This window comes from Burkholderia sp. WAC0059 (genome assembly GCF_002870125.1).
In the GTDB taxonomy this organism is placed as follows: Bacteria; Pseudomonadota; Gammaproteobacteria; order Burkholderiales; family Burkholderiaceae; genus Paraburkholderia.
In genome coordinates this window covers 102869-125070 of the sequence record NZ_PNEO01000018.1, presented here as the reverse complement: position 1 = coordinate 125070, position 22202 = coordinate 102869, and the positions used below count along the sequence as shown (strand labels likewise).

Annotated in this window: 21 protein-coding genes; 13 read left to right on the top strand and 8 right to left on the bottom strand. The window is 68.6% G+C overall.

All coding sequences use genetic code 11. The features are described from left to right. Window positions 1-187: citrate/2-methylcitrate synthase (locus CY652_RS18485; protein WP_308410394.1), on the top strand; the 187-nt coding region annotated here is incomplete at its 5' end. Window positions 188-394: 207 nt separating this feature from the next. On the opposite strand, the gene CY652_RS18480 is transcribed toward CY652_RS18485, so the two are convergent. From CY652_RS18480 to CY652_RS18465, 4 genes are all read right to left on the bottom strand, one after another. After that, window positions 395-1240 carry an NADPH-dependent oxidoreductase gene (locus CY652_RS18480; protein WP_102132165.1) on the bottom strand — a complete coding sequence of 282 codons (846 nt, stop codon included), beginning with the start codon at window positions 1238-1240 and terminating at the stop codon, window positions 395-397. Window positions 1241-1284: 44 nt separating this feature from the next. Continuing rightward, window positions 1285-2220, bottom strand: a complete 936-nt coding sequence (locus tag CY652_RS18475) for an SMP-30/gluconolactonase/LRE family protein (RefSeq protein WP_102132164.1) — start codon at window positions 2218-2220, stop codon at window positions 1285-1287. Window positions 2221-2305: 85 nt separating this feature from the next. After that, a complete protein-coding gene (locus CY652_RS18470; protein WP_102132163.1) occupies window positions 2306-3160 on the bottom strand; it encodes an SDR family NAD(P)-dependent oxidoreductase in 855 nt (284 codons plus the stop codon). 134 nt (window positions 3161-3294) lie between these two features. Then, complete coding sequence (locus CY652_RS18465) at window positions 3295-4230, bottom strand: LysR substrate-binding domain-containing protein (protein ID WP_102132162.1); 936 nt, start codon at window positions 4228-4230, stop codon at window positions 3295-3297. 106 nt (window positions 4231-4336) lie between these two features. Between CY652_RS18465 and CY652_RS18460 the strand changes: the two genes are divergently transcribed. Next, window positions 4337-5575 (top strand): MFS transporter, encoded by a 1239-nt coding sequence (locus CY652_RS18460; RefSeq protein ID WP_102132161.1) that lies wholly within the window; start codon window positions 4337-4339, stop codon window positions 5573-5575. A 153-nt stretch (window positions 5576-5728) separates the two neighbouring features. Here CY652_RS18460 and CY652_RS18455 read toward each other — a convergent pair whose 3' ends face one another. The 3 genes from CY652_RS18455 to CY652_RS18445 form a co-directional block, all read right to left on the bottom strand. Further along, window positions 5729-7075 (bottom strand): MFS transporter, encoded by a 1347-nt coding sequence (locus CY652_RS18455; protein ID WP_102132160.1) that lies wholly within the window; start codon window positions 7073-7075, stop codon window positions 5729-5731. 87 nt (window positions 7076-7162) lie between these two features. Then, window positions 7163-8248, bottom strand: a complete 1086-nt coding sequence (locus tag CY652_RS18450) for a Gfo/Idh/MocA family protein (protein ID WP_102132159.1) — start codon at window positions 8246-8248, stop codon at window positions 7163-7165. Between the two features lie 197 nt (window positions 8249-8445). Next, window positions 8446-9012, bottom strand: coding sequence for a gluconokinase (locus CY652_RS18445; protein ID WP_102132174.1), 567 nt, complete (start codon window positions 9010-9012; stop codon window positions 8446-8448). A gap of 162 nt (window positions 9013-9174) precedes the next feature. Between CY652_RS18445 and CY652_RS18440 the strand changes: the two genes are divergently transcribed. Next, window positions 9175-10203, top strand: coding sequence for a LacI family DNA-binding transcriptional regulator (locus CY652_RS18440; protein ID WP_102132158.1), 1029 nt, complete (start codon window positions 9175-9177; stop codon window positions 10201-10203). Between the two features lie 42 nt (window positions 10204-10245). On the opposite strand, the gene CY652_RS18435 is transcribed toward CY652_RS18440, so the two are convergent. Further along, window positions 10246-10683 carry a winged helix-turn-helix transcriptional regulator gene (locus CY652_RS18435; protein WP_102132157.1) on the bottom strand — a complete coding sequence of 146 codons (438 nt, stop codon included), beginning with the start codon at window positions 10681-10683 and terminating at the stop codon, window positions 10246-10248. A 124-nt stretch (window positions 10684-10807) separates the two neighbouring features. Between CY652_RS18435 and CY652_RS18430 the strand changes: the two genes are divergently transcribed. The 10 genes from CY652_RS18430 to trpB all read left to right on the top strand — a co-directional run bounded on the left by CY652_RS18430 (window position 10808) and on the right by trpB (window position 22197). After that, window positions 10808-11593 carry an SDR family oxidoreductase gene (locus tag CY652_RS18430; protein ID WP_102132156.1) on the top strand — a complete coding sequence of 262 codons (786 nt, stop codon included), beginning with the start codon at window positions 10808-10810 and terminating at the stop codon, window positions 11591-11593. A 387-nt stretch (window positions 11594-11980) separates the two neighbouring features. Then, window positions 11981-13390: a 3-isopropylmalate dehydratase large subunit gene (gene leuC, locus CY652_RS18425; protein ID WP_102132155.1), complete on the top strand. Its 1410-nt coding sequence runs from the start codon at window positions 11981-11983 to the stop codon at window positions 13388-13390. A gap of 5 nt (window positions 13391-13395) precedes the next feature. Further along, entirely contained in the window at window positions 13396-13536 is a 141-nt protein-coding gene (locus CY652_RS24155; protein WP_146010144.1) for an entericidin A/B family lipoprotein, read from the top strand. A 50-nt stretch (window positions 13537-13586) separates the two neighbouring features. Further along, window positions 13587-14240: a 3-isopropylmalate dehydratase small subunit gene (leuD, locus tag CY652_RS18420; protein WP_102132154.1), complete on the top strand. Its 654-nt coding sequence runs from the start codon at window positions 13587-13589 to the stop codon at window positions 14238-14240. A gap of 46 nt (window positions 14241-14286) precedes the next feature. Then, complete coding sequence (gene leuB, locus CY652_RS18415) at window positions 14287-15354, top strand: 3-isopropylmalate dehydrogenase (protein WP_102132153.1); 1068 nt, start codon at window positions 14287-14289, stop codon at window positions 15352-15354. Window positions 15355-15674: 320 nt separating this feature from the next. Next, a complete protein-coding gene (gene asd / locus CY652_RS18410; RefSeq protein ID WP_102132152.1) occupies window positions 15675-16796 on the top strand; it encodes an aspartate-semialdehyde dehydrogenase in 1122 nt (373 codons plus the stop codon). Between the two features lie 158 nt (window positions 16797-16954). Further along, window positions 16955-19348, top strand: a complete 2394-nt coding sequence (locus tag CY652_RS18405; protein WP_146010143.1) for a FimV/HubP family polar landmark protein — start codon at window positions 16955-16957, stop codon at window positions 19346-19348. An 8-nt stretch (window positions 19349-19356) separates the two neighbouring features. After that, window positions 19357-20160, top strand: a complete 804-nt coding sequence (gene truA, locus CY652_RS18400) for a tRNA pseudouridine(38-40) synthase TruA (RefSeq protein WP_102132150.1) — start codon at window positions 19357-19359, stop codon at window positions 20158-20160. 64 nt (window positions 20161-20224) lie between these two features. Next, the gene (locus CY652_RS18395; protein WP_102132149.1) at window positions 20225-20962 is read left to right on the top strand and encodes a phosphoribosylanthranilate isomerase; all 738 of its coding nucleotides are present in this window, start codon (window positions 20225-20227) and stop codon (window positions 20960-20962) included. 41 nt (window positions 20963-21003) lie between these two features. Continuing rightward, entirely contained in the window at window positions 21004-22197 is a 1194-nt protein-coding gene (gene trpB, locus CY652_RS18390; protein ID WP_102132148.1) for a tryptophan synthase subunit beta, read from the top strand. Window positions 22198-22202: the final 5 nt, after the last annotated feature.

Below are 22202 nucleotides of genomic sequence, written 5' to 3'. Positions count from 1 at the left end.
GATCGTGCAGCGGGCGCTGGGCATTCCGACGTCGATGTTCACGTGCATCTTCGCGATGGCGCGTACGGTGGGGTGGATCGCGCAGTGGAACGAGATGATCGCGGACCCGGAGCAGAAGATCGGCCGTCCGCGCCAGCTCTTCGTTGGCGAGACGCCGCGCGAGGCGAAGCCGATTTCGCAGCGTTAAGCGCGTCGGGTCTCGAGCGCATGCGCACGGCGCGAGGCTGGCGCATGCGACGAGCAACCCGTCCGGCTCGATGAAGAAGCGCAAACGCCCCAACGGGCTTCGTCCGTTGGGGCGTTTGCTTATTGATTGCACGCAGCGGTACGGCCGTGACCGGCCGCCGGCTTGGCGCTGGCGTCGATGCGGGCGAGCGCGCCGCGCCCCGGGATGTCAGCGCAACTCGAACCCGAGCGCGTTCAGCGCTTCGCGCAGGCGGTCGCGGCCGTGCAGGGCCTCGGGGCTGCGCCAGCGCTCGAGCGAGCGGCGGGTCCAGCCTGCCGCCTCGAGCCCTTGCGTCGTCTGGAATGCGGACATGACGCGGTCGTAGGCCGCGATGCCGGGCTGATCGACTTGCGCGTCGTAGCGTTCGCGATGCAGCACGACGGATTGCGGCAGGCGCGGCTTGACCTGCGCCGGTTCGCTTTCATCGGCATAGCCGACGCACATGCCGAACACGGGCAGCACGCGCGGCGGCAAGCCCAACTCGGCGGCGACCTGCTCGGGATGGTTGCGGATCGCGCCGATGTAAACCGAGCTGAGCCCCAGCGATTCCAGCGCGACGGCGGCGTTCTGCGCCGCGAGGGCCGCGTCGATGATGCCGACGAGCAGCGTTTCGAGGTAGGGCAGGCCGCCGGTCGGCGCGGACGTGCGGTGCGCGGCGGCTTCGAGTCGCGCGAGATCGGCGAGCCAGACGAGAAAGAGCGGCGCCTTGCGGATGTGCGACTGATTGGCGGCGAGCGCCGAGAGTCGCGCCTTGCGGTCCGGGTCCTCGACCGCGACGACGCTCCATGTCTGCAGATTCGACGAGCTGGCCGCCGACTGGGCGGCGGCGATCAGCGTTTCCAGCGTGCCTGCGGGCAGCGGCCGGTCGGCGTACGCGCGCACCGAGCGATGCGCGAGCAGCGCGGCGAGCGTGTCGTTCCAGGCGGGCAGCGGCAGTTGCCACGGCGTGCCGTAGCGTGCCTCGAGCGCGGCGCCGGCCTCGGCCGGGACGGGGGATCGAACATCGGCGGACATCGGGATCTCCGGAAAAAAGCGGGAATTCGGGGTGCGCGGAAAAATCAGAAGACGTGGGCGCCCGTGGCGTCCACGTAAAGCGAATAGAGCGATTGCCCGGCTGCCATGAAGAGCCGGTTGTGCGCGGCGCCGCCGAAACACAGGTTGGCGCAGCGCTCGGGCAGGGCGATGTGGCCGATCGCGGTGCCGTCCGGCGCGAATACGCGGACGCCGTTGAGCCCCGGCCCCGTGCCCCAGCCGGCCCAGAGGTTGCCGTCGGTATCGCAGCGAAAGCCGTCCGGCGCGCCGCGCTCGCCCGCGTCGACGAATATGCGGCCCCGCGCGAGGCGGCGGCCGTCTTCCACGTCGTAGACGCGGATGCGCCGCGGCTTCGACCCGGATTCGACGACATAGAGGCGGCTTTCATCGGGCGAGAAGCAGAGGCCGTTCGGATTCGCGATGTCGTCGGCGACGACTTCGGCGCGGCCCGTCGCCGGGTCCAGCCGGTAGACGTGGGTCGGCAGCTCGGCGTCCGCCTTCACGCCTTCGTAGTTGCTCATAATCCCGAACGTCGGATCGGTGAACCAGATGCTGTCGTCGCTTTTCACGACCACGTCGTTCGGCGAGTTGAGCCGCTTGCCGTCGAAGCGGTCGATGAGCACGGTCAGCGCGCCGCTGTACTCGGTGCGCGTGACGCGCCGGTTGCCGTGCTCGCAGGTAATCAGGCGCCCCTGGCGGTCGCGCGTGTTGCCGTTCGCGTGGCCCGACGGCTTGCGGAACACCGACACCGCGCCGGTCTCTTCGTCCCAGCGCATGATGCGGTTGTTCGGAATGTCGCTCCAGAGCAGGTAGCGGCCGTCGCCGAACCACACCGGACCTTCGCCGAAGCGCATGCCGGTGGCGAGCCGCTCCACGGCGGCACTCGTGATTCGATACTTGAGGAAGCGCGGGTCGAGCACTTCGACCGCGGGGTCGGGATAGGTTTCGCTGGGTTGCCACATGAGAGTAGCTCGAGAGGGGGCGTGCATGCAGGGCGCGGCGGGCGCGGCGCGGACCGTGCGGCCATGTCCGCCGCCGCCGGTCCGGTCAGCGCGGCGCCTTGACGAACGCCTCGAACGCCGCCGCGTAGTCGGGGTGCCAGCGCGAGAGCGCCGGGCGGTTTTCCACGATGTCGCCCGCGGCCCAGAGAATGCGCCGCTCGTCGAGTGCGCGCGGTACGTCGTTGTCCGGGCACAGGATGTAGAAGTCGCCGGCGTCGAGTTTCTCCATCATGAAATCGACGGTCTGCTCCGGCGTCCACGCGGCGGCCGGTTTTTCCTTGCGGCCGTTGCGCGTGAGCTCGGTGAACACGAAGCCCGGAATCAGCAGATGCGCGCTGATCTTGCTGCCCGGCGTGTTGCGCAGCTCGTGCTGGAGCGCTTCGGTGAAGGCCTTGAGCCCGGCCTTCGAGACGTTGTATGCGGGGTCGCCCGGCGGCGTCGTGATGCCCTGCTTGGAGCCGCTGTTGATGACGAGCCCGGGCCGGCCGCGCCTGATCATCTCCGGCACGAACGCCTGGGTGCCGTGAATCACGCCCCACAGGTTGACGTTCAGGATGCGCTCCCAGTTTTCCGTCGGGCTGAACAGGCTGCTGCCGGGCTGGATGCCCGCGTTGTTCAGCAGCACGTCGGTGCCGCCGAAGCGCTCGCGCACGGCCGCTTCCAGACGGCGCAGATCGTCGACGCGAGTTACGTCCGTCTCGAACGTGAGCACGTCCTGCGCGCCGTTCGCCGTCAGCGCGGCCACTTCCTGCGCGGCTTGCGCGAGGCGGTCTGCGCCGAGGTCCGCGAGACAGATGCGCATGCCGAGCTGCGCGAAACGTTTGGCCGCGGCGAGTCCGATACCGGCCGCGCCGCCGGTGATGACGGCGACGGCGCCTCGTGTGAGAGCGGGATGGGTCATGGGAGATCCTCGTGTGTGGAGTGCCGGAACGGCACGGCGCGAGGCGGCCGCGGCCGTTCGTGAAGAAGGGTCGGCGGCCATCCTAGCATGAAGCCTGTTTTTCGATACGGCAGGTCCGACAGCGCCGGGCCGGCTCAGCCCGTCTGCGTCTGCGATTGCGGTTCGCGGGCGGCTTGCTGCGCGATTTCCTTCGCAAGGGTCGCGAACAGCGTCTCCTGCTCCGATCGCGCGCCCGCGCGCAGCACGAGCCACATGGCCGAGCGCGCGGCGTTCTCGCGCAACGGCCGGTAGGCCACGCCGTTCACGTTGATGTTCTGCAGCGAGGCCGGCACGAGCGAGACGCCGAGGCCGGCCGCGACGAGCCCGACGATCGTCGGCGCCTGCTTTGCCTCCTGGGTGACGCGCGGCGCGAAGCCGGCCCGGCGGCAGAGCGAGAGGATCTGGTCGTACACGCCCGTGCCGCTTTCGCTCGGGTACATCACGAACGCCTCGTCCCTGAGCGCGCCGACCGAGAGCGGGCCTTCGCGCGCAAGCAGCGCGTGGCCGGCCGGCAGCACGGCCACGAGCGAATCCTGGAGCAGGCGCGTGGCTTCGAGCGTCGGCGGGAGGTCGGGCTTGTCCGGGCCGCGCACGAACGCGACTTCGAGCCGCCGCTCGAGCATGGCGGTCAACTGCTGCTGCGTCGTCAGCTCCTCGAGCCGCAGATGGACCTCCGGCAGACGATGCCGGTACGCGTAGATCAACCGCGGAATCACCGTGCTGAAGGCCGCCGAACTCGTGAACCCCACGCGCAACTCGCCGAGCTCGCCGCGCTGCGCCCGCAGCGCCACCGTGCCCGCGCGTTCGGCCTGCGCGAGCAGTGCGCGCGCCTCGGGCAGCAGCGCCTTGCCGGCCGGCGTCAGCTCGACGTGCCGGTTGCTGCGCTCGAACAGCCGCGCGCCCAGCTCGTCCTCGAGCACGCGAATCTGCTGGCTGAGCGGGGGCTGCGCGATGTTCAGGCGCTGCGCGGCCCGGCCGAAATGCAGCTCCTCGGCGAGCACGGCGAAATAGCGGATGCGGCGAAGATCCATGATAGCGATTATGTATTATTCGCAGCCAAAACAATATTGGACGACGATGTCGTTCTCGCCGATCATGCTGCTTTGCAACAGTACAGCGAGGCGGAGTCGTCGGATCATGGGAGCGCAGGACGTCAATACGCTGGCCGCGGTAGCCAGGGCGGCGCAAGCCGTGCCGGAGAAAATCGAGCACGGCACGCCGGCGTTCATGAAAACCAATTTCGCCCTGTTTGCGGCGGGGTTCGCGACCTTCGCGCTGCTCTACTGCGTGCAGCCGCTGCTGCCGCTCTTCTCCGCCGATTTCGGCGTGAGCGCGGCCGGCGCGAGCCTTGCCCTGTCGCTGACCACGGGGCTGCTCGCCGTGTCGATGCTGGTGGCGGGCGTGCTCTCCGAAGCGTGGGGCCGCAAGCCCGTCATGGTGGCGTCGCTGCTGGTTTCTTCGCTGCTCACCGTCGTTTGCGCCACGCTGCCGCACTGGCCGACGCTGCTCGTCGTGCGCGCGCTGACGGGCGTGGCGCTGAGCGGCCTGCCGGCCGTCGCGATGGCCTACGTCGGCGAGGAGATGCATCCGCGCTCGCTCGGGATCGCGATGGGGCTCTACGTCGGCGGCACGGGGCTCGGCGGCATGGCGGGGCGGCTTTTGACCGGCGTTGTCACCGACGTCTGGGGCTGGCGCGCCGCGGTCATGACGATCGGCGTGCTCGGCGTGCTGTGCGCCGCGATTCTCGCGCGCTACCTGCCGGCCTCGCGGCATTTCGTGCGCCGCGAGCTGCGCCTCGCGCCGCTCACGCGGGCCTTCGCCACGCACCTGCGCGACGGCGTCCTGCCGCTGCTGTTCGTCGAGGGCTTCCTGCTGATGGGCAGCTTCGTCACCGTCTACAACTACGTCGGCTATCGCCTGATGGCGCCGCCGTTCTCGATGGGCCAGGCCGAAATCGGCTTCATTTTCGCGGTCTACCTGTTCGGCATCGTCAGCTCGGCCTGGGCGGGCAGCCTGTCGGGGCGGTTCGGCCGCCCGTCCGTGCTGCCGGCCACTTTCGTGCTGATGCTGGCCGGCACGCTGATGACGCTCTCGGACCGGCTCTGGCTCATCGTCGCCGGCATCGCGGTGCTGACCATCGGCTTCTTCGGCACGCACTCGGTGGCGAGCGCCTGGGTCGGCGCCCGCGCGCAGGCCAACAAGGCGCAGGCCTCGTCGCTCTATCTGTTCGCGTACTACATGGGTTCGAGCGTGGTCGGCTCGCTGGGCGGCGTGTTCTGGACGCTGCACCGCTGGCCCGGCGTCGTCTCGATGACGAGCACGCTGCTCGTCGCGGCCATCGCCGTCGCGCTGCGTTTGCGGCTGCGCGCGGCCTAGCCGCCTTTCGGCGGCTCGTTTCCCGTTTCCGCCGCGCGCCCTTTTCGCCGGGTCTTTTGCCGACGCTTCCTGCCGGTTCTTCCGCCGGGCTTTTCCCCGGTTTTTCTTCCAGTTTCGCGCCCGGTTTTTGCGGCCGCCGGCCGGCGCGCCGGATCAGTTCCCCTGGGTGACGGGCAAGGCGTCTTGCGCGCGCCGCTGCGGCGGCACGAGCATCTCGATCTTGCCCACGAGAAACACGTAGGACAGGATGCCGAGGATCGCGACGATCGAGACGTACCACATCGCGTAGTGGAACGTGTGCGTGCGCTGCAGGATGATGCCGAAGACGATCGGCGTGCTGATGCCCGACAGGTTGCCGAACAGGTTCAGGAAGCCGCCCATCGTGCCGATGTAGTTGCGCGGGATGACGTCGGTGTACACGACCCAGCCGAGGTTCGCGACGTTGTTGCCGAAGAAGGCGAGCGAGAGGATGCCGATCGCGACGATGGGCTGGCTCTCGAAGAAGTTGACGAACACGATCGTCGCTGTGAGCGCGAGGCCGACGATCACGGGAATCTTGCGCGCGGCCGTGACCGACTTGCCGCGCTTGAGCAGGCTGTCGCTGAGAAAGCCGCCCGCCAGCATGCCGACCATCGCCATCAGGTAGGGAATGGTCGCGCCGACGCCGGCCGTCGAGAGCGTCAGGTGCAGCGCCTTCTCGAGGTAGACGATGAACCAGGTCATGAAGAAGATCAGCGTCGAGTTGTAGGCGAACTGCGTGATGAAGAGGCCCCAGACGGTCCGGCTCTTCAGGAAGAAGAGAATGTCCCGGCCGTCCACGCGCTGGCCGATGGCCGACTGGTCCTGCGAGCCGTAGCCGCCGCCCGCCTTGATGAGTTCGAGTTCGGCCGGGCTCGTCTTCTTGCTGTCGCCCGGATCGCGATAGACGACGAGCCAGTACACGCCGAACACGAAGCCGACGGCGCCCGTGCAGTAGAACGTCGTTTCCCAGCCGTAGTGGGCCGTCATGAAGGTCAGGACCGGCGTGAAGAGCGCGAGGCCGATGTACTGCGAGCTGATGTAGGTGGCCGTTGCGCGTGCCCGTTCGCGCTTCGGCACCCAGTTCGCGATGATCTTCGTGTTCGACAGATAAGACGGCGCTTCGGCGAGGCCGATCAGCGCGCGGCAGACCAGCATCATCGCGAACGAGGCGCTCGCGGTCGCGAAGACGGGATGCGACGCGAAGCCCATCGCGAAGGTGCAGACGCTCCAGACGACGATGGCGCCGCCGTAGAGCAGGCGCGAGCCGACCCGGTCGAGCAGGTAGCCGATGGGGAGCTGGGCGGCCGCGTAGGTCCACGTGAACATCGAGAAGAGCAGGCCGAGCTGCGTGGCGGACAGGTGGAACGCGGCCTGGATGCGGCTGCCCGCGATCGCGAGGTTCGTGCGGTCCATGTAGTTGATGGCCGTGACGACGAACAGCAGAAAAACGATGAAGTATCGGGTCTTTGTGGTTTTCATGATGGTGTCCTCAGTCTGTCCCGTCGCGCGTGCCGCGCGACGGGCGCCTGGGTGTGCCGCCTGTCTCGAAGCGGGATGGAGGTCGGATCAGAGTGGAAAGCGGATCGCGGCGTTGCGTTGCGTGCTGCGATAGATGGCCGTGAACAGCTCGACGGTGCGGCGCCCGTCCAGCCCGTCGATGAGCGGCCTCGTGCCGTTGGCGACGGCGGTCAGGAAATCGTCGATCTGCAGCTCGTGGTAGCGGTAGAGCGCGTCGGGCGCGGCGAACGCTTCGGCGTCGGCGTGCTTCCATTCGTCGAGCAGATGCTCCTCGCCCCTGACGGTCCAGACGTCGTTGAAGGGCGGCTCCGCGATGCCCGAGACGCCCGCGATGAACATCGCGCCGCCGTCGGTCTGCACGCCGACCGACGCGCCGTTCTCGCCGTGCACGTGGACCTTGCCGTAGAGCGCCGGGTTCTGCGCGTTGCTCACGAGGAGGTTGGCGATGGCGCCGCTCCTGAATTTGACGATGGCCGCGGCCGTGTCTTCGACCTCGATGTAGTCGTGGTTGACGTTCTTCCAGACGCCGTAGACCTCGTCGATCTCGCCCATGTACCAGAGCAGCAGGTCGAGCTGATGGGGCGCCTGGTTGACGAGCACGCCGCCGCCTTCGCCCTTCCACGAGCCGCGCCACGGATCGCTTTCGTAGTACGCGCGGTCGCGCCAGCCGAGCATGACGACGTTGCCGATGGCGGGGCGGCCGATCTTGCCCGCGTCGATGGCGTCGCGGATGCGCTGGGCCGACGGATAGAAGCGCCGCTGGCAGACGACGCCGACCGTGCGCCCGTGCGTTTGCGCGCACGAGAGAATGGCGTCGCAGTCTTCGAGCGAGGAGGCCAGCGGCTTTTCGATCAGCACGTGGCAGCCGCGCTGCAGGGCGGCGACGGCGACCGGCGCGTGCTGCGGATGCGGCGTGCAGATGCAGACGACGTCGACCTGCGCCGCGTCGATCATCGCTTCGACGTTGTCGAACGCGCGCACGCCGTCGCCGTATTGCCGGGCGAAGGTCTGGGCCCGTTCGAGCGAGCTGCTGCTGACGGCGACGAATTCCGAATGCTCGAGCTTCGCGAGCGCGCGGGCATGGAAGTGCCCGACCTTGCCGCAGCCGATGATGGCCGTTCTGAGTTTCTTCATGGTGATTCCATATGGTGTGCCGGTATGCCGGGATTCGGTTCGCGCCGGGCGTGCCCGTGCGCGTTTCGCGCTTCGCGCGTTGTCGGAGGCTTGGGGCGAGGGTGGCGCCGCCGCGGCGGACCCGCTTGCCGGGTCGTGCGCGAGGCGGCGCCGTCGGGCAATCCGGTCGCGCCGTCTCGCGCGGCCGGGCAACCTCGTCAGATTGTGTGCTCCGGTTGCCCCGCGTGCATTTCATGCGCACCGTGCCGGCGGCGCCAGGCGACGGCGGCCTCGACGAGATCGGCCACCGGCCGCGTGCCGTCGAGCGCGAGCGTCAGCGGCTCGCCGGCGGGCGGCTCCAGCGTCGCGAACTGGTTGTCGACGAGCGAGGCCGGCATGAAATGATCGCCGCGGCTCGCCACGCGCTCGGCGGCGACGGCGCGCGTCAGTTCCAGAAAGACGAAGCCAAGCGCGGGCACGGCCTCGCGCAGCCGGTCGCGATAACGGCGCTTGAGCGCCGAGCAGGCCAGCACCGGATAGCCGCCGGCCGCACGGACGTCGCGCAACTCGTCGGCGAGCCGCGCCAGCCAGCCGGCGCGGTCGGCGTCGTCGAGCGGCGTGCCGGCGCGCATCTTGGCGACGTTCGCCGCCGGGTGGAACGCGTCGCCTTCGATCAGGCGGCCGCCGTCGAGCCGCGCCGCGAGCGCGGTCGCGACGCTCGACTTGCCGCAGCCGGCCACGCCCATGACGACGATCGCGGACATCGGTTCTTGCCGTTCTTGCATGTACAGGTCCATCTGTATCGGGAGATAGCGCTATCTCAAGTGCCCGAAAAAAAACGGCCGCATCGGCCGGTTCGCGCGGGCACGGCGCCATCGAAATATTGTTGCGGCAGGGACGCCCCTAACTTGGTGCCGCCGCCTGGGTAGCGCTATCCTAGTCGCCCTATGGAAAAAACGGCACACAGGAAAACCCGGAGTACCGGCCGTCCGCGGCTCGAGCAGGTCGCGCGCCGGGCCGGCGTGAGCACGATCACGGCGTCGCGCGTGCTGCGCGGCGTCAGCACGGTCGGGGCCGAGTACGTCGAGCGCGTGCGCGAGGCGGCGCGCGAACTCGGCTACGTCGCGAACGCGGCGGCCCGCGCGCTCGCCTCGGCCCGCAGCGAGGCGATCGCGGTGCTCGTGCCGTCGCTGTCGAACCTCGTTTTCGTGGACGTGCTCGAATCGATCCACAGCGTGCTCACGCCGCACGGCTTCGAGATCCTGATCGGCAATTCGCATTACGCGCAGGACGAGGAGGCGCACCTGATCCGCCACTACCTCGCCTCGCCGCCGAGCGGCATGATTCTCGCCGGCTCGGGCCAGACGGACGCCACGCGGCAGATGATCGAGGCGAGCGGCGTGCCCTGCGTGCACATCATGGACATTTCGCACGAGCCCGGCGTGCATTGCGTGGGCTTCGCCCAGGCCGACGCGGGGCGCGCGGCGGCGCAGCATCTGGTCGAGCGCGGCCGCCGGCGCAACGCGTTCGTCGCGGCGCAGCTCGACCCGCGCATCCTGCAGCGCGGCGACGGCTTTCGCGCGACGCTGCGCGAAGCGGGGCTCCACGATCCCGTGCTCGAGTTCCTGTCGCCGGAGCCTTCGTCGGTCGAACTCGGCTGCGAGATGTTCGCGCGGATCATGGCGCAGCACCCGGACGTCGACGGCATCTTTTTCGGCAACGACGACCTCGCGCACGGCGCGCTGCTCGAGGCGCTGCGCCTCGGCGTGCCGGTGCCGCGGCGCGTCGCGATGGTCGGCTTCAACGACCTGCCCGGTTCGGCGCACGCGTTTCCGCGCCTGACGACGATCCGCACGCCGCGCGCCGAAGTCGGGCGCCGGGCCGCGCAGATGCTGCTCGCGATGACGCGCCGCGAGCCGGTGCCCGAGCCCGTCGTCGATCTCGGGTTCGAACTCGTCGTGCGCGAGAGTTCCTGAGCGCGCACGAGCCTCGCGCCGGCCCGCGCGTCGGGCTTTCCGTTAAGCCTTCGCTTCTTCCTGCCCGGCCGTCGCCGCCGCGCGCAGGCGGAGCAGTTCGTCCTGATGCTCGAAGGCCCACGTCCACATGCCGCAGAGCGCGGCGCACAGGCTTTCGCCGAGCGCCGTGAGCTGATACTCGACCCTCGGCGGCACTTCCGGATGCGCCGTGCGCAGGACGAGGCCGTCTTCTTCGAGCTGGCGCAGCGTCTTCGTGAGCATGCGCTGGCTGATGTTGCCGACGCGCTGCCCGATGCGCGTGAAGCGCAGCACGCCGTCCTGGGCCAGTACCTCGAGGACGAGCAGGGTCCACTTGTCGGCGATCCGGCCGATCACGTCGAGGACGACGGCATCGAGCCCGGGCGTGGACGGCTCGCCGGCCGGCGAGACGAAAGTGACCGCGTGCCGGTCCGGTCGGGTCTTTGGCTGGGTTTTCGCCATGGCGCTTTTCCCCTCTCTCCATTCGTTACTATCGGGTAAGTACCGCACAAAATGATGCCTACTTCTCAAATGAGAGTAATGGGCCTATTCTCGCACGACCCGTTAACTTCATCGGAGAAGGACTATGCAAACGACAGGCAATACCATGCTGATTACGGGCGGTGGCTCGGGCATCGGCCGCGCGCTTGCCGAGGCGTTTCACCGCCTCGGCAACCGGGTGATCGTCGCGGGGCGGCGGCAGGCGCTGCTCGACGCGCTCGCGCAGGCCAACCCCGGCATGGAAACCCTCGTGCTCGACGTCGAGGACCCGCGCGCGATCGAGCGCGCCGCGGCCGAAGTCGCGAGCCGGTTTCCGGACCTGAACGTGCTCGTCAACAACGCGGGCATCATGCGGGTCGAGGACTGGCGCGCCGAGGCTGTCGACGTCACGGCGGCCGAATCGATCGTCGCGACGAACCTGCTGGGGCCGATCCGCCTGACGGCCGCGTTGCTGCCCGTGCTCCGCCGCCAGTCGCGCTCGACCGTGATGACCGTCTCGTCGGGGCTCGCGTTTTTCACGCTGGCGTCGACGCCGACCTACAGCGCGACCAAGGCTGCCGTCCATGCCTGGAGCGACGCGCTGCGCTACCAGTTGCAGGGTACGTCCGTGGGCGTCGTCGAGATCGTGCCGCCCTACGTGCAGACCGAACTGCTCGGCGAGCAGCAGGCGAGCGATCCGCACGCGATGCCGCTCGCGGAATTCGTCGCCGAGGTCATGGAGATTCTGCAAACGCAGCCCGACGCGCGGGAAGTTCTGGTCAAGCGCGTGCTGCCGCTGCGGTTCGCCGCGGAGCAGGGCATCGAGAAATACCACGAGCAGTTCCGCGGCTTCAACGATGCGTTTGCCGCGCAGCTCGCGAGCCGGCCGTAGGCGTTCCGGGTGCGGGCCGATCCGTTCCCGTTAGTCGTTTCGACGTTGCCTTGACCGACGGGTTGTTCCACGGGTTGTTCCGGCTGGTTCCGGTCGTCGTGTCCGCCGGCCGGCGGACATTCGCGGGAACCGGGGGCCTCGTGTCGTCCCCCGGCGCCTCGAGTCTTGCCGCCGCTCGCCGCTCGCACGGCGCCGCTCGCCGCCGCCCGCCGCCGCCATCGCGGCGGCGGCCTTCCGCTGCCGGGTAACGCGGATACAGGTATCGGCACTACCACCCAACCCCATGTTTTGTATCGGTTTTTCCCATGCGATGTAGGCTTCGGGACCGATGGCGTGGCATAATCTCCGGATAACGCATTGCCCGCAGTCATCCTTTCCCCGCATACCATGGCCAAGACTCTCTACGACAAACTGTGGGACTCCCATGTGGTCCACACGGAAGAAGACGGCACGACGCTCCTCTACATCGACCGTCAACTGCTGCACGAAGTCACGAGCCCGCAGGCGTTCGAAGGCCTGAAGCTGAACGGCCGGCCCGTCTGGCGCATCAGCGCGAACCTCGCGGTGTCCGATCACAACGTGCCGACCACCGACCGCCGCAACGGCATCGCCGATCCCGTTTCGAAGCTGCAGGTCGACACGCTCGACGCGAACTGCGATGCCTACGGCATCACGCAGTTCAAGATGAACGACCAGCGCCAGGGCATCGTGCACATCGTCGGCCCCGAGCAGGGCGCGACGCTGCCCGGCATGACGATCGTCTGCGGCGACTCGCACACGTCCACGCACGGCGCGTTCGGCGCGCTCGCGCACGGCATCGGCACGTCCGAAGTCGAGCACGTGCTCGCCACGCAGACGCTGCTGCAGAAGAAGAGCAAGAACATGCTCGTGAAGGTCGAGGGTCCGCTGCCGCGCGGCTGCACGGCGAAGGACATCGTGCTCGCCATCATCGGCAGGATCGGCACGGCGGGCGGCACGGGCTACGCCATCGAGTTCGGCGGCTCGGCGATTCGGGCGCTCTCGATGGAAGGCCGCATGACGGTGTGCAACATGGCGATCGAGGCGGGCGCGCGCGCCGGCATGGTCGCCGTCGACGACACCACGGTCGAATACCTGAAGGGCCGCCCGTTCACGCCGCAAGGCGCGGAATGGGACGAGGCCGTGCGGTACTGGAAGACCTTCCACTCCGACGCGGGCGCGCCGTTCGACCGCGTGGTGCAGCTGAACGCGGCCGACATCGTCCCGCAGGTCACGTGGGGCACCTCGCCGGAGATGGTCACCTCGGTCGACAGCCGCGTGCCCGACCCCGAGCGCGAGAAGGATCCGGTCAAGCGCGACGCGATGGAGCGCGCGCTCAAGTACATGGCGCTCGAGCCCAACACGCCGATCGACGCGATCAAGCCGGACAAGGTCTTCATCGGCTCGTGCACGAATGCGCGCATCGAAGACCTGCGCGCGGCCGCGTGGGTCGTGAAGAAGCTCGGCCGGCGCGTCGCGCCGAACATCCGTCTCGCGATGGTGGTGCCGGGCTCGGGTCTCGTGAAGGCGCAGGCCGAGCGCGAGGGGCTCGACAAGGTGTTCACCGACGCGGGCTTCGAATGGCGCGAGCCGGGCTGCTCGATGTGTCTCGCGATGAACGCGGACCGTCTGGAACCGGGCGAGCGCTGCGCTTCCACGTCGAACCGCAACTTCGAAGGCCGCCAGGGCGCGGGCGGCCGTACGCATCTCGTGAGCCCCGCGATGGCCGCCGCCGCCGCCATCGAAGGGCATTTCGTCGATATTCGCAAACTGGGATAAATGTCATGAAAAAAAGCGCTTTCCTGCGCCACGTCGCCCTTCTTCTGCTGGCCGGCACCTTTCTTTCGCTGGCGGGCTGCAACACGGTGGCCGGCTTCGGTCAGGACATCAGCGATTCGTCCCGCGCGGTTCAGCACGCGCTGTAATGCCGTCCGGGCAATGGCCGGCGCGCCGGTTTTCATCGGGATCATGAATCATGGATAAATTCATCGTGCACACCGGCGTCGTGGCGCCGCTCGATCGCGAGAACGTCGACACGGACGCGATCATTCCGAAGCAGTTTCTCAAGTCGATCAAGCGCTCCGGCTTCGGGCCGAACGCGTTCGACGAATGGCGCTATCTGGACCACGGTGAGCCGGGCCAGGACAACTCGAAGCGACCGCTGAACCCGGACTTCGTGCTGAACCAGTCGCGCTACCAGGGCGCCTCGATCCTGCTCGCGCGCAAGAACTTCGGCTGCGGCAGCTCGCGCGAACACGCGCCGTGGGCGCTGCAGCAGTACGGCTTTCGCGCGATCGTCGCGCCGAGCTTCGCGGACATCTTCTACAACAACTGCTTCAAGAACGGCCTCTTGCCGATCGCGCTGACGGAGCAGCAGGTCGATCACCTGTTCAACGAGACCTATGCGTTCAACGGTTTCCAGTTGACGGTCGACCTCGATGCGCAGGTCGTGCGCACGGCCGACGGCGCGACCGAGTATCCGTTCGAGGTGGCCGCGTTCCGGCGCTACTGCCTGCTCAACGGCTTCGACGACATCGGCCTCACGCTGCGCCACGCGGACAAGATTCGCCAGTTCGAGGCCGAGCGCCTCGCGCGGCAGCCGTGGCTCGGCCATCGCATCGTCGGCTAGGCGCCGCCGGAACGCGCACAACGAAACCTGTTCAAGGAATCAGCAGATGAAGATTGCGGTATTGCCGGGAGACGGCATCGGTCCCGAGATCGTCAACGAGGCCGTCAAGGTGCTCAAGGCGCTCGGCGAGACATTCGAGCTCGAGGAAGCGCCCGTCGGCGGCGCGGGCTACGAGGCGAGCGGCCATCCGCTGCCCGAGGCGACGCTCGCGCTCGCGAAGGCCGCCGACGCGATCCTGTTCGGCGCGGTCGGCGACTGGAAGTACGACAAGCTCGAGCGCGCGCTGCGCCCCGAGCAGGCGATCCTCGGGCTGCGCAAGCACCTGCAGCTTTTTGCGAACTTCCGCCCGGCGATCTGCTATGCGCAGTTGACGGGCGCCTCGTCGCTGAAGCCCGAGATCGTGTCGGGCCTCGACATCCTGATCGTGCGCGAGCTGAACGGCGACATCTATTTCGGCTCGCCGCGCGGCCTGCGCGAATCGCCCGACGGTCTCTTCAAGGGCGCGCGCGAAGGCTTCGACACGATGCGCTACTCGGAGCCCGAGGTGCGCCGCATCGCCCACGTCGCGTTCCAGGCCGCGCAAAAGCGCGCGAAGAAGCTCACGTCGGTGGACAAGGCGAACGTGCTCGAAACCTCGCAGCTCTGGAAGGACGTGGTGATCGACGTTGCGAAGGAATACCCGGACGTCGAGCTTTCGCACATGTACGTCGACAACGCGGCCATGCAGCTCGTCAAGGCGCCGAAGGCGTTCGACGTGGTCGTGACCGGCAACCTGTTCGGCGACATCCTCTCGGACGAAGCCGCGATGCTGACGGGTTCGATCGGCATGCTGCCCTCGGCCTCGCTCGACGCGAACAACAAGGGGCTCTACGAGCCGTCGCACGGCTCGGCGCCCGACATCGCGGGCAAGGGCATCGCGAATCCGCTCGCGACGATCCTCTCGGCCGCGATGATGCTGCGCTACTCGCTCGATCGCGCCGAACAGGCCGATCGCATCGAGCGCGCGGTCGGGAAGGTGCTGGAGCAGGGCTATCGCACGGCCGACATCGTCACGCCGGGCTGCCGCCAGGTCGGCACGGCGGAGATGGGCGACGCGGTCGTGGCCGCGCTCTGAGGACGGCGGGCGGCGTTCGCGCCGCCCGGTTTTTCGCGTAATTTCTTCCCCGCGTTGCGTGCGCGTTTTCCGCATAGACGGGCGATTTTCAGGTATTTCGTGTAGACTCCCGGCATGGCGACGATCTCCCAGATCACTTCGATTTCGAAAATCCACGGCAAAACGGCCCGTGCGATTACGCTCGCCATTTTCGCCGCCAAGGCGATTACCCCCAAAACGATCACGAAGCGCTGATCGTCCGTCGTGCCCGCCCATCTTCCCCGCGCGGTCACGCCGGGCGGACAGCGTAGCGGGGAAGATGTCCATCTGAAGGGTATGTCATGAACGTAGGTCTCGTAGGTTGGCGCGGCATGGTCGGCAGCGTGCTGATGCAGCGCATGCAGGAAGAGCGCGATTTCGACCTGATCGAACCCGTGTTTTTCAGCACCAGCAACGCAGGCGGCGACGCGCCGTCGTTCGCGAAGAACGAGACGAAGCTCAAGGACGCGTCGAACATCGACGAGCTGAAGAAGTGCGACGTCGTCATCACCTGCCAGGGCGGCGACTACACGAACGAGGTGTTTCCGAAGCTGCGCGCGGCGGGCTGGAACGGCTACTGGATCGACGCGGCGTCGTCGCTGCGCATGAAGGACGATACGGTTATCGTGCTCGATCCCGTCAACCTCGACGTCATCAAGAACGCGCTCGTGAAGGGGCAGAAGAACTTCATCGGCGGCAACTGCACCGTGAGCCTGATGCTGATGGCGCTGGGCGGCCTGTTCCGCGAGAACCTCGTCGACTGGATGACGGCCATGACCTACCAGGCCGCCTCGGGCGCGGGCGCGCAGAACATGCGCGAGCTGCTGCAGCAGATGGGCACGCTCTACGGCGCGGCGAAGGAAGACCTCGCGAACCCGGCCTCGGCGATTCTCGACATCGACCGACGCGTGCTTTCGGCGATGCACGGCGAGCGCATGCCGACCGAACATTTCGGCGTGCCGCTCGCGGGTTCGCTGATCGCGTGGATCGACAAGGATCTCGGCAACGGCATGTCGCGCGAGGAATGGAAGGGCGGCGCCGAGGCCAACAAGATTCTCGGCAAGCCGGCGATGGGCGAGCCGGGCTCGGTGCCCGTCGACGGCCTGTGCGTGCGCATCGGCGCGATGCGCTGCCACTCGCAGGCGTTCACGATCAAGCTGAAGCAGGACGTGCCGCTCGACGAGATCGAGGGCATCCTCGCCTCGGCCAACGACTGGGTGAAGGTCGTGCCGAACGAGCGCGAGGCGTCGATTCGCGAGCTGTCGCCCGCGGTGGTGACGGGCACGCTCTCGGTGCCCGTGGGCCGGCTGCGCAAGCTCGCGATGGGCGGCGAATATCTGTCGGCGTTCACGGTCGGCGACCAGCTCCTGTGGGGCGCCGCCGAACCGCTGCGCCGGATGCTTCGCATTCTGCTCGACAAGTAAAGTAAACTGCGCGTTGTGTATGACGCGCGGACCCCGGTATCGAAGAACGCCGCGCCCGTCGCGGCGTTTTTTTGTGCGTGCGCGGGCCTTCCGCGCATCCCGTCTTCGTCCCACTTCACCTGAATCGACTGCCGCACGGCGGCGCGCCAGAACCTCCGATGATCGCCCGATTTGATTCTGCTTTCGACACGCAACGGCAATCCACGATCACGCGCCGGCGAGTCCGGGCCACCGGCATGGCGCTGGCCGTGGCGGCGGCATGTGCGCTGGCCGGCGGCCCGCAATCGGCCTCGGCCGCCGGCGCTCCGTCTTCCTATACGGTGCATCCGGGCCAGTCGCTGAGCGCCGTGGCGGCGGACATCGCGCAGTCCCACGATCCCGCCACGCTCTCGCGGGTGGGGCGCGCGCTCTTCGCGGCGAATCCCGACGCGTTCATGCGGCACGACCCGAGCCGGCTGAAGATCGGCGCCGTGCTCGACGTGCCGCCGGGGCTGGCGCCCGCGGCCGCAGAGCCGGTCGCGCAGACGCCTCAGGCTTCCCAACCGGCGCCGGCCGCGGAGCCGGCTTCGTCGACGGAGTCGGGCGTATCGGGTACATCGAGTGCATCGGCGAGCGCTGCCCAGGCTGCCAGCGGGCCGACGGCGGCGGTCCCGGCCGCTGCTGCCGCAAGCAATGCCGAGGCGGTCGCGCAGCCGGCCGCGTCGGCGCCGGCGCAGGCTTCTTCGGGTACGACGGCCGGCGCGGTCGGCTCGGCCTCTGGCGCGGCGACGACGATTGGCGCCAGCGCGGCGGTTACTGCCAGTTCTCCTGTCGGGGCGAGCGCGCTGTCGGCAGCGGCTGCCGTCGCCGGCAGCGCGACTACGACGGGCGCGGCGGGCGCGTCCGGAACCGGCTCGGCCAGCGTAGCCGTTGCCGCCGCGCCCGCGAGCAACGGGCACGTCTGGAGCGGGTCGATTCAGGCGGTGCCGGCGACCGGCGCGTCGGGCTCGCTTGCAGCCGGGCCGGGAGGCCTCGCCAGCGAGGCGTCGGCGCCCGTTTCCAGCCTCCAGCAGTTGCTTGCCCTGAAGAGCCGCGTGCTGATGGCCCTGCAGAAGCACCGGCTCGTCAGGGCCGGCGCGTCCGGCCAGCCGGCGGCCGGCGCCGTGGCGTCGTCGCCGGGCGCGGCATCGGTGCCGGGCATCCCGGCGGGATCGGGCGTTGCCTACGGCACGGCGCCGACCGCATCGTCCGGGTTCGACCTGTCGAGGATCAGCGCCGGCGTCGCTTCGGCGATCGGCGCCGCGCTGCTCGCATTGATCGTTGCCCTGATGATCGGCCGGCGCAAGCGCGCCGAGGCGCGACGGCTGGCGGACGAAAACGCCGCCGCGGCGCAGCCGGACGCCGGTCAGCCGCATGCCGGGGCGTCGGACGAAAGCGCTGCGCACGAGGCGGTGCCCGCGGCTACCGTCATGGCGACGCATTCGGGTCATGACGATGCCGACAATATGGACGACGGCGGCGAAGACGGCGTGGCATTGCACCTGTCGGCCGACCGTGCCGGGTCTTCTCGCGAAACCGCGGGGGCCGAGCCTGCCTGGCCGTCGCACAGCGAGGCAGAGGAAACCTTGCCGCCGTCTCTGCCCGATACGGCGCACGATCCGTTTTCGTTCGAGCCCGGGCACGACTCGCATGACGATCGCCGGACCGAAGCCGACGCGAATGCCGGGGACGATCTTGCGGGCGCCGCCGAATCGGGCGCCGCCGAATTGCCGGCGGAACCGACGGCATGGCATCACGAAGAGACCGGAACGCAGGCCGGCGAATGGCCGGCGCATGACGCGTTCGACGTACCGCATGACGACGAACCGGTGGCTCGCGACGATGCCGAACCGTCGACCTGGGAAACGGCGCAGGCCGATTCCCAGGCGGCGCCGATGGCTGCCGAAGACTTCGAGCCCGAACCGGAGGAGGAGCCGATCGCTTCCGGTCCCCTGGACGACGCGTTCCATGCCGCCGACGAGCCCGCGCCGTCGATCCAGCCCGAAGAAGCCGCGGCGGACGACGCGGTTCGATCCGCCGCGCCGTCGACCGCCTTTTCGCACGAGGCCGTCGATGTGCTCGACAGCCTCGACATGCCGCTGCCGCCGCGCGTCGGCGAGCCGATGGCGGAGGATCTGCCGTCTGCCTCGGCGCCGGCACCGGATGAGCCCGAACCCGAACCTGCCGACCCGGAAGAACCTGTGCTGAGGCGCCGCGCGAGCGCGCCGTCCACGGCCGGAGCGGGCGCGTCGGGTAGCGCCGCCGTGGCGGGTCTCGGCGCCGCGCGCTTCGGCGCGTTGACGCTCGACTTCGATCTCGACCTGCCGCCCGACTCCGCCGAGCCGGTGCCGGTCTTCACGCCGGAGCAACTGGCGCGCATCGCGCGCAACAAGCTCGATCTCGCGAGTGAATACATCGCGCTCGGCGATCTCGGCGGCGCGCGCACGCTCATCAACGAAGTGATCGAATCGAACGACCACGAAACGCGCGCGGACGCCCAGGCGTTGCTCTCGACGCTCGCGCCGCTGTCCTGACGCGAACCATGCGCATCGCGCTCGGCGTTCAATACGACGGGGCCGCGTTTTGCGGCTGGCAGTCCCAGCCGCACCGCCGGACCGTGCAGGACGAGCTGGAGCGCGCGCTGCGCGAATTCGCCTGCGTGCCGCTGCCGACCGTCGTGGCGGGCCGCACCGACACGGGCGTCCACGGCCTCGGCCAGGTCGTGCATTTCGATACCGGACTCGAGCGCGCGCCGTTCTCGTGGGTACGCGGCACCAACGCGTTCCTGCCGCCGACGGTTGCCGTGCAGTGGGCGCAGCCGATGCCCGAGGCGTTTCATGCGCGCTTCTCGGCCTTCGAGCGCACCTACTACTACGTGCTGTACGTCCACCCCGTGCGCTCGCCGATGCTGGCCGGATGCGCGGGCTGGGTCCACACGCCGCTCGACGTCGACGCCATGCGCGAGGCGGCGGCCTGCCTGATCGGCGAGCACGACTTTTCGGCGTTCCGCTCGTCCGAGTGCCAGGCGAAAACGCCGGTCAAGCATCTGTACCAGATCGACGTGCGGCCGCAGGGCGACTTCATCCATTTTCGCTTTCGTGCGAACGCGTTCCTGCATCACATGGTGCGCAACCTGATGGGGTGTCTCGTCGCCGTCGGGCGCCGCCGCTATCCGCCGCCGTGGCTCGGTGACGTGCTGGCGAGCCGCGATCGCGCGCAGGCCGCGCCGACGTTCATGCCGGACGGGCTCTACCTCGCCCGGGTGAGCTATCCTGAAACGTTCGCGGTGCCGGAGCCGCAGACCGCGAGCGTGCCGTGGAGCGCGGTCTGGGCCGACGGTCCCTGATGCCGGCCGGCCGAAGCGAGTCGCGCAAATCCGGTTACGATTGCCAAAAACTTTCTCCCGACCCATGAACTCCGCCGAACCGTCCGCTTCCCGCCACCTTCGCCCCGAATTCCCGCCGGCCGGCACGCATCGCACGCGCATCAAGCTGTGCGGGCTGTCGACGCCCGAGTCGGTCGCGCACGCCATCGACCTCGGCGCGGACGCCATCGGCCTCGTGTTCTACCCGCCGAGCCCGCGTTCGGTCAGCATCGCCCAGGCGGTCGAGTTGATCCGGGACATTCCGCCGTTCGTCTCGGTGGTGGGCCTCTTCGTCAACCCGACGCCGCAGTGGCTCGGCGAGGTGGCGAGCAACGTTTCGCTGACGCTGCTGCAGCTCCACGGCGACGAGACGCCGGCGCAGTGCGAGTCGCTCGCCACACTTGCCGGTTTGCCCTGGTTGCGGGCGCTGCGGGTGGCGGCCGATACTCGGGGGGCCGATTTGGTAGAATCGGCGCAATGCTATTCGTCAGCCAGCGGCCTCCTGTTCGACACCCATGTCGAAGGGTACGGCGGCGGCGGGAAGGTCTTCGATTGGTCTCTTATCCCTGCAGGGCTCGCGCGTCGGGCCGTTTTGAGTGGTGGGTTGAACGCGCAAAACGTCGGTGAGGCGATCCGCCAGGTGCGCCCCTACGCGGTCGATGTCTCCAGCGGCATCGAGGTGGCGGGCGCTAGGGGCGTGAAGGATCACGCCCGCATGGCGGCGTTCGTGCGCGCAGTGCGCGAGGCGGACGCGAGGGATGATTCAGGCAGCGCAACCGCGTAGTGCCGCAACGGCGCGCGGGCTGCCCGACCAGAGAGTGACGCATGTACAACTTACCCGATGAACGAGGCCATTTCGGCCAATATGGCGGCGTGTTCGTCGCCGAAACGCTAATCCACGCGCTCGACGAGTTGCGCGCGGCCTACGCCCGATACCAGCACGATCCCGATTTCGTCGCCGAATATCAGAACGAGCTGAAGTATTTCGTCGGCCGGCCGTCGCCGGTCTACCACGCGCGGCGCTGGAGCGAGCTGCTCGGCGGCGCCCAGGTCTATCTGAAGCGCGAGGACCTGAACCACACCGGCGCGCATAAGGTGAACAACGTGATCGGCCAGGCGCTGCTCGCGAAACGCATGGGCAAGCCGCGCGTGATCGCCGAGACGGGCGCGGGCCAGCACGGCGTGGCCACGGCGACGATCGCCGCGCGCTTCGGCATGGAATGCGTGGTCTACATGGGCGCCGAAGACGTGCGCCGCCAGGCGGCGAACGTCTACCGGATGAAGCTGCTCGGCGCGACGGTCGTGCCGGTTGAGTCCGGCTCGCGCACGCTCAAGGACGCGCTCAACGAGGCGATGCGCGACTGGGTGACCAACGTCGAGCGCACGTTCTACATCATCGGCACGGTCGCGGGGCCGCACCCGTATCCGATGATGGTGCGCGACTTCCAGCGCGTGATCGGCGACGAATGCCTCGTGCAGATGCCCGAGCTGACGGGCCGCCAGCCGGACGCCGTGATTGCGTGCGTCGGTGGCGGATCGAACGCGATGGGGATCTTTTACCCCTATATCGACGACAGTTCGGTGCAGTTGATCGGCGTCGAGGCGGCCGGCGACGGTCTCGAGACGGGCCGCCACGCGGCGTCGCTGACGGGCGGCACGCCGGGCGTCCTGCACGGCAATCGCACCTACCTGCTCCAGGACGAGAACGGCCAGATCATCGAGACGCATTCGGTGTCGGCCGGTCTCGACTATCCGGGCGTCGGGCCCGAGCACGCGTGGCTCAAGGACAGCGGCCGCGCGCAGTACGTGCCGATCACCGACGAGGAGGCGCTCAAGGCGTTCCACGACTGCTGCCGGATCGAGGGCATCATTCCCGCGCTCGAATCGAGCCATGCGCTGGCCTACGCGGCGAAGCTCGCGCCGACCTTGCCGAAGGACAAAATCCTGCTGGTGAACCTGTCGGGCCGGGGCGACAAGGACATGCACACGGTCGCCGAGCGATCGGGCATTCAGTTCTGAGCGCC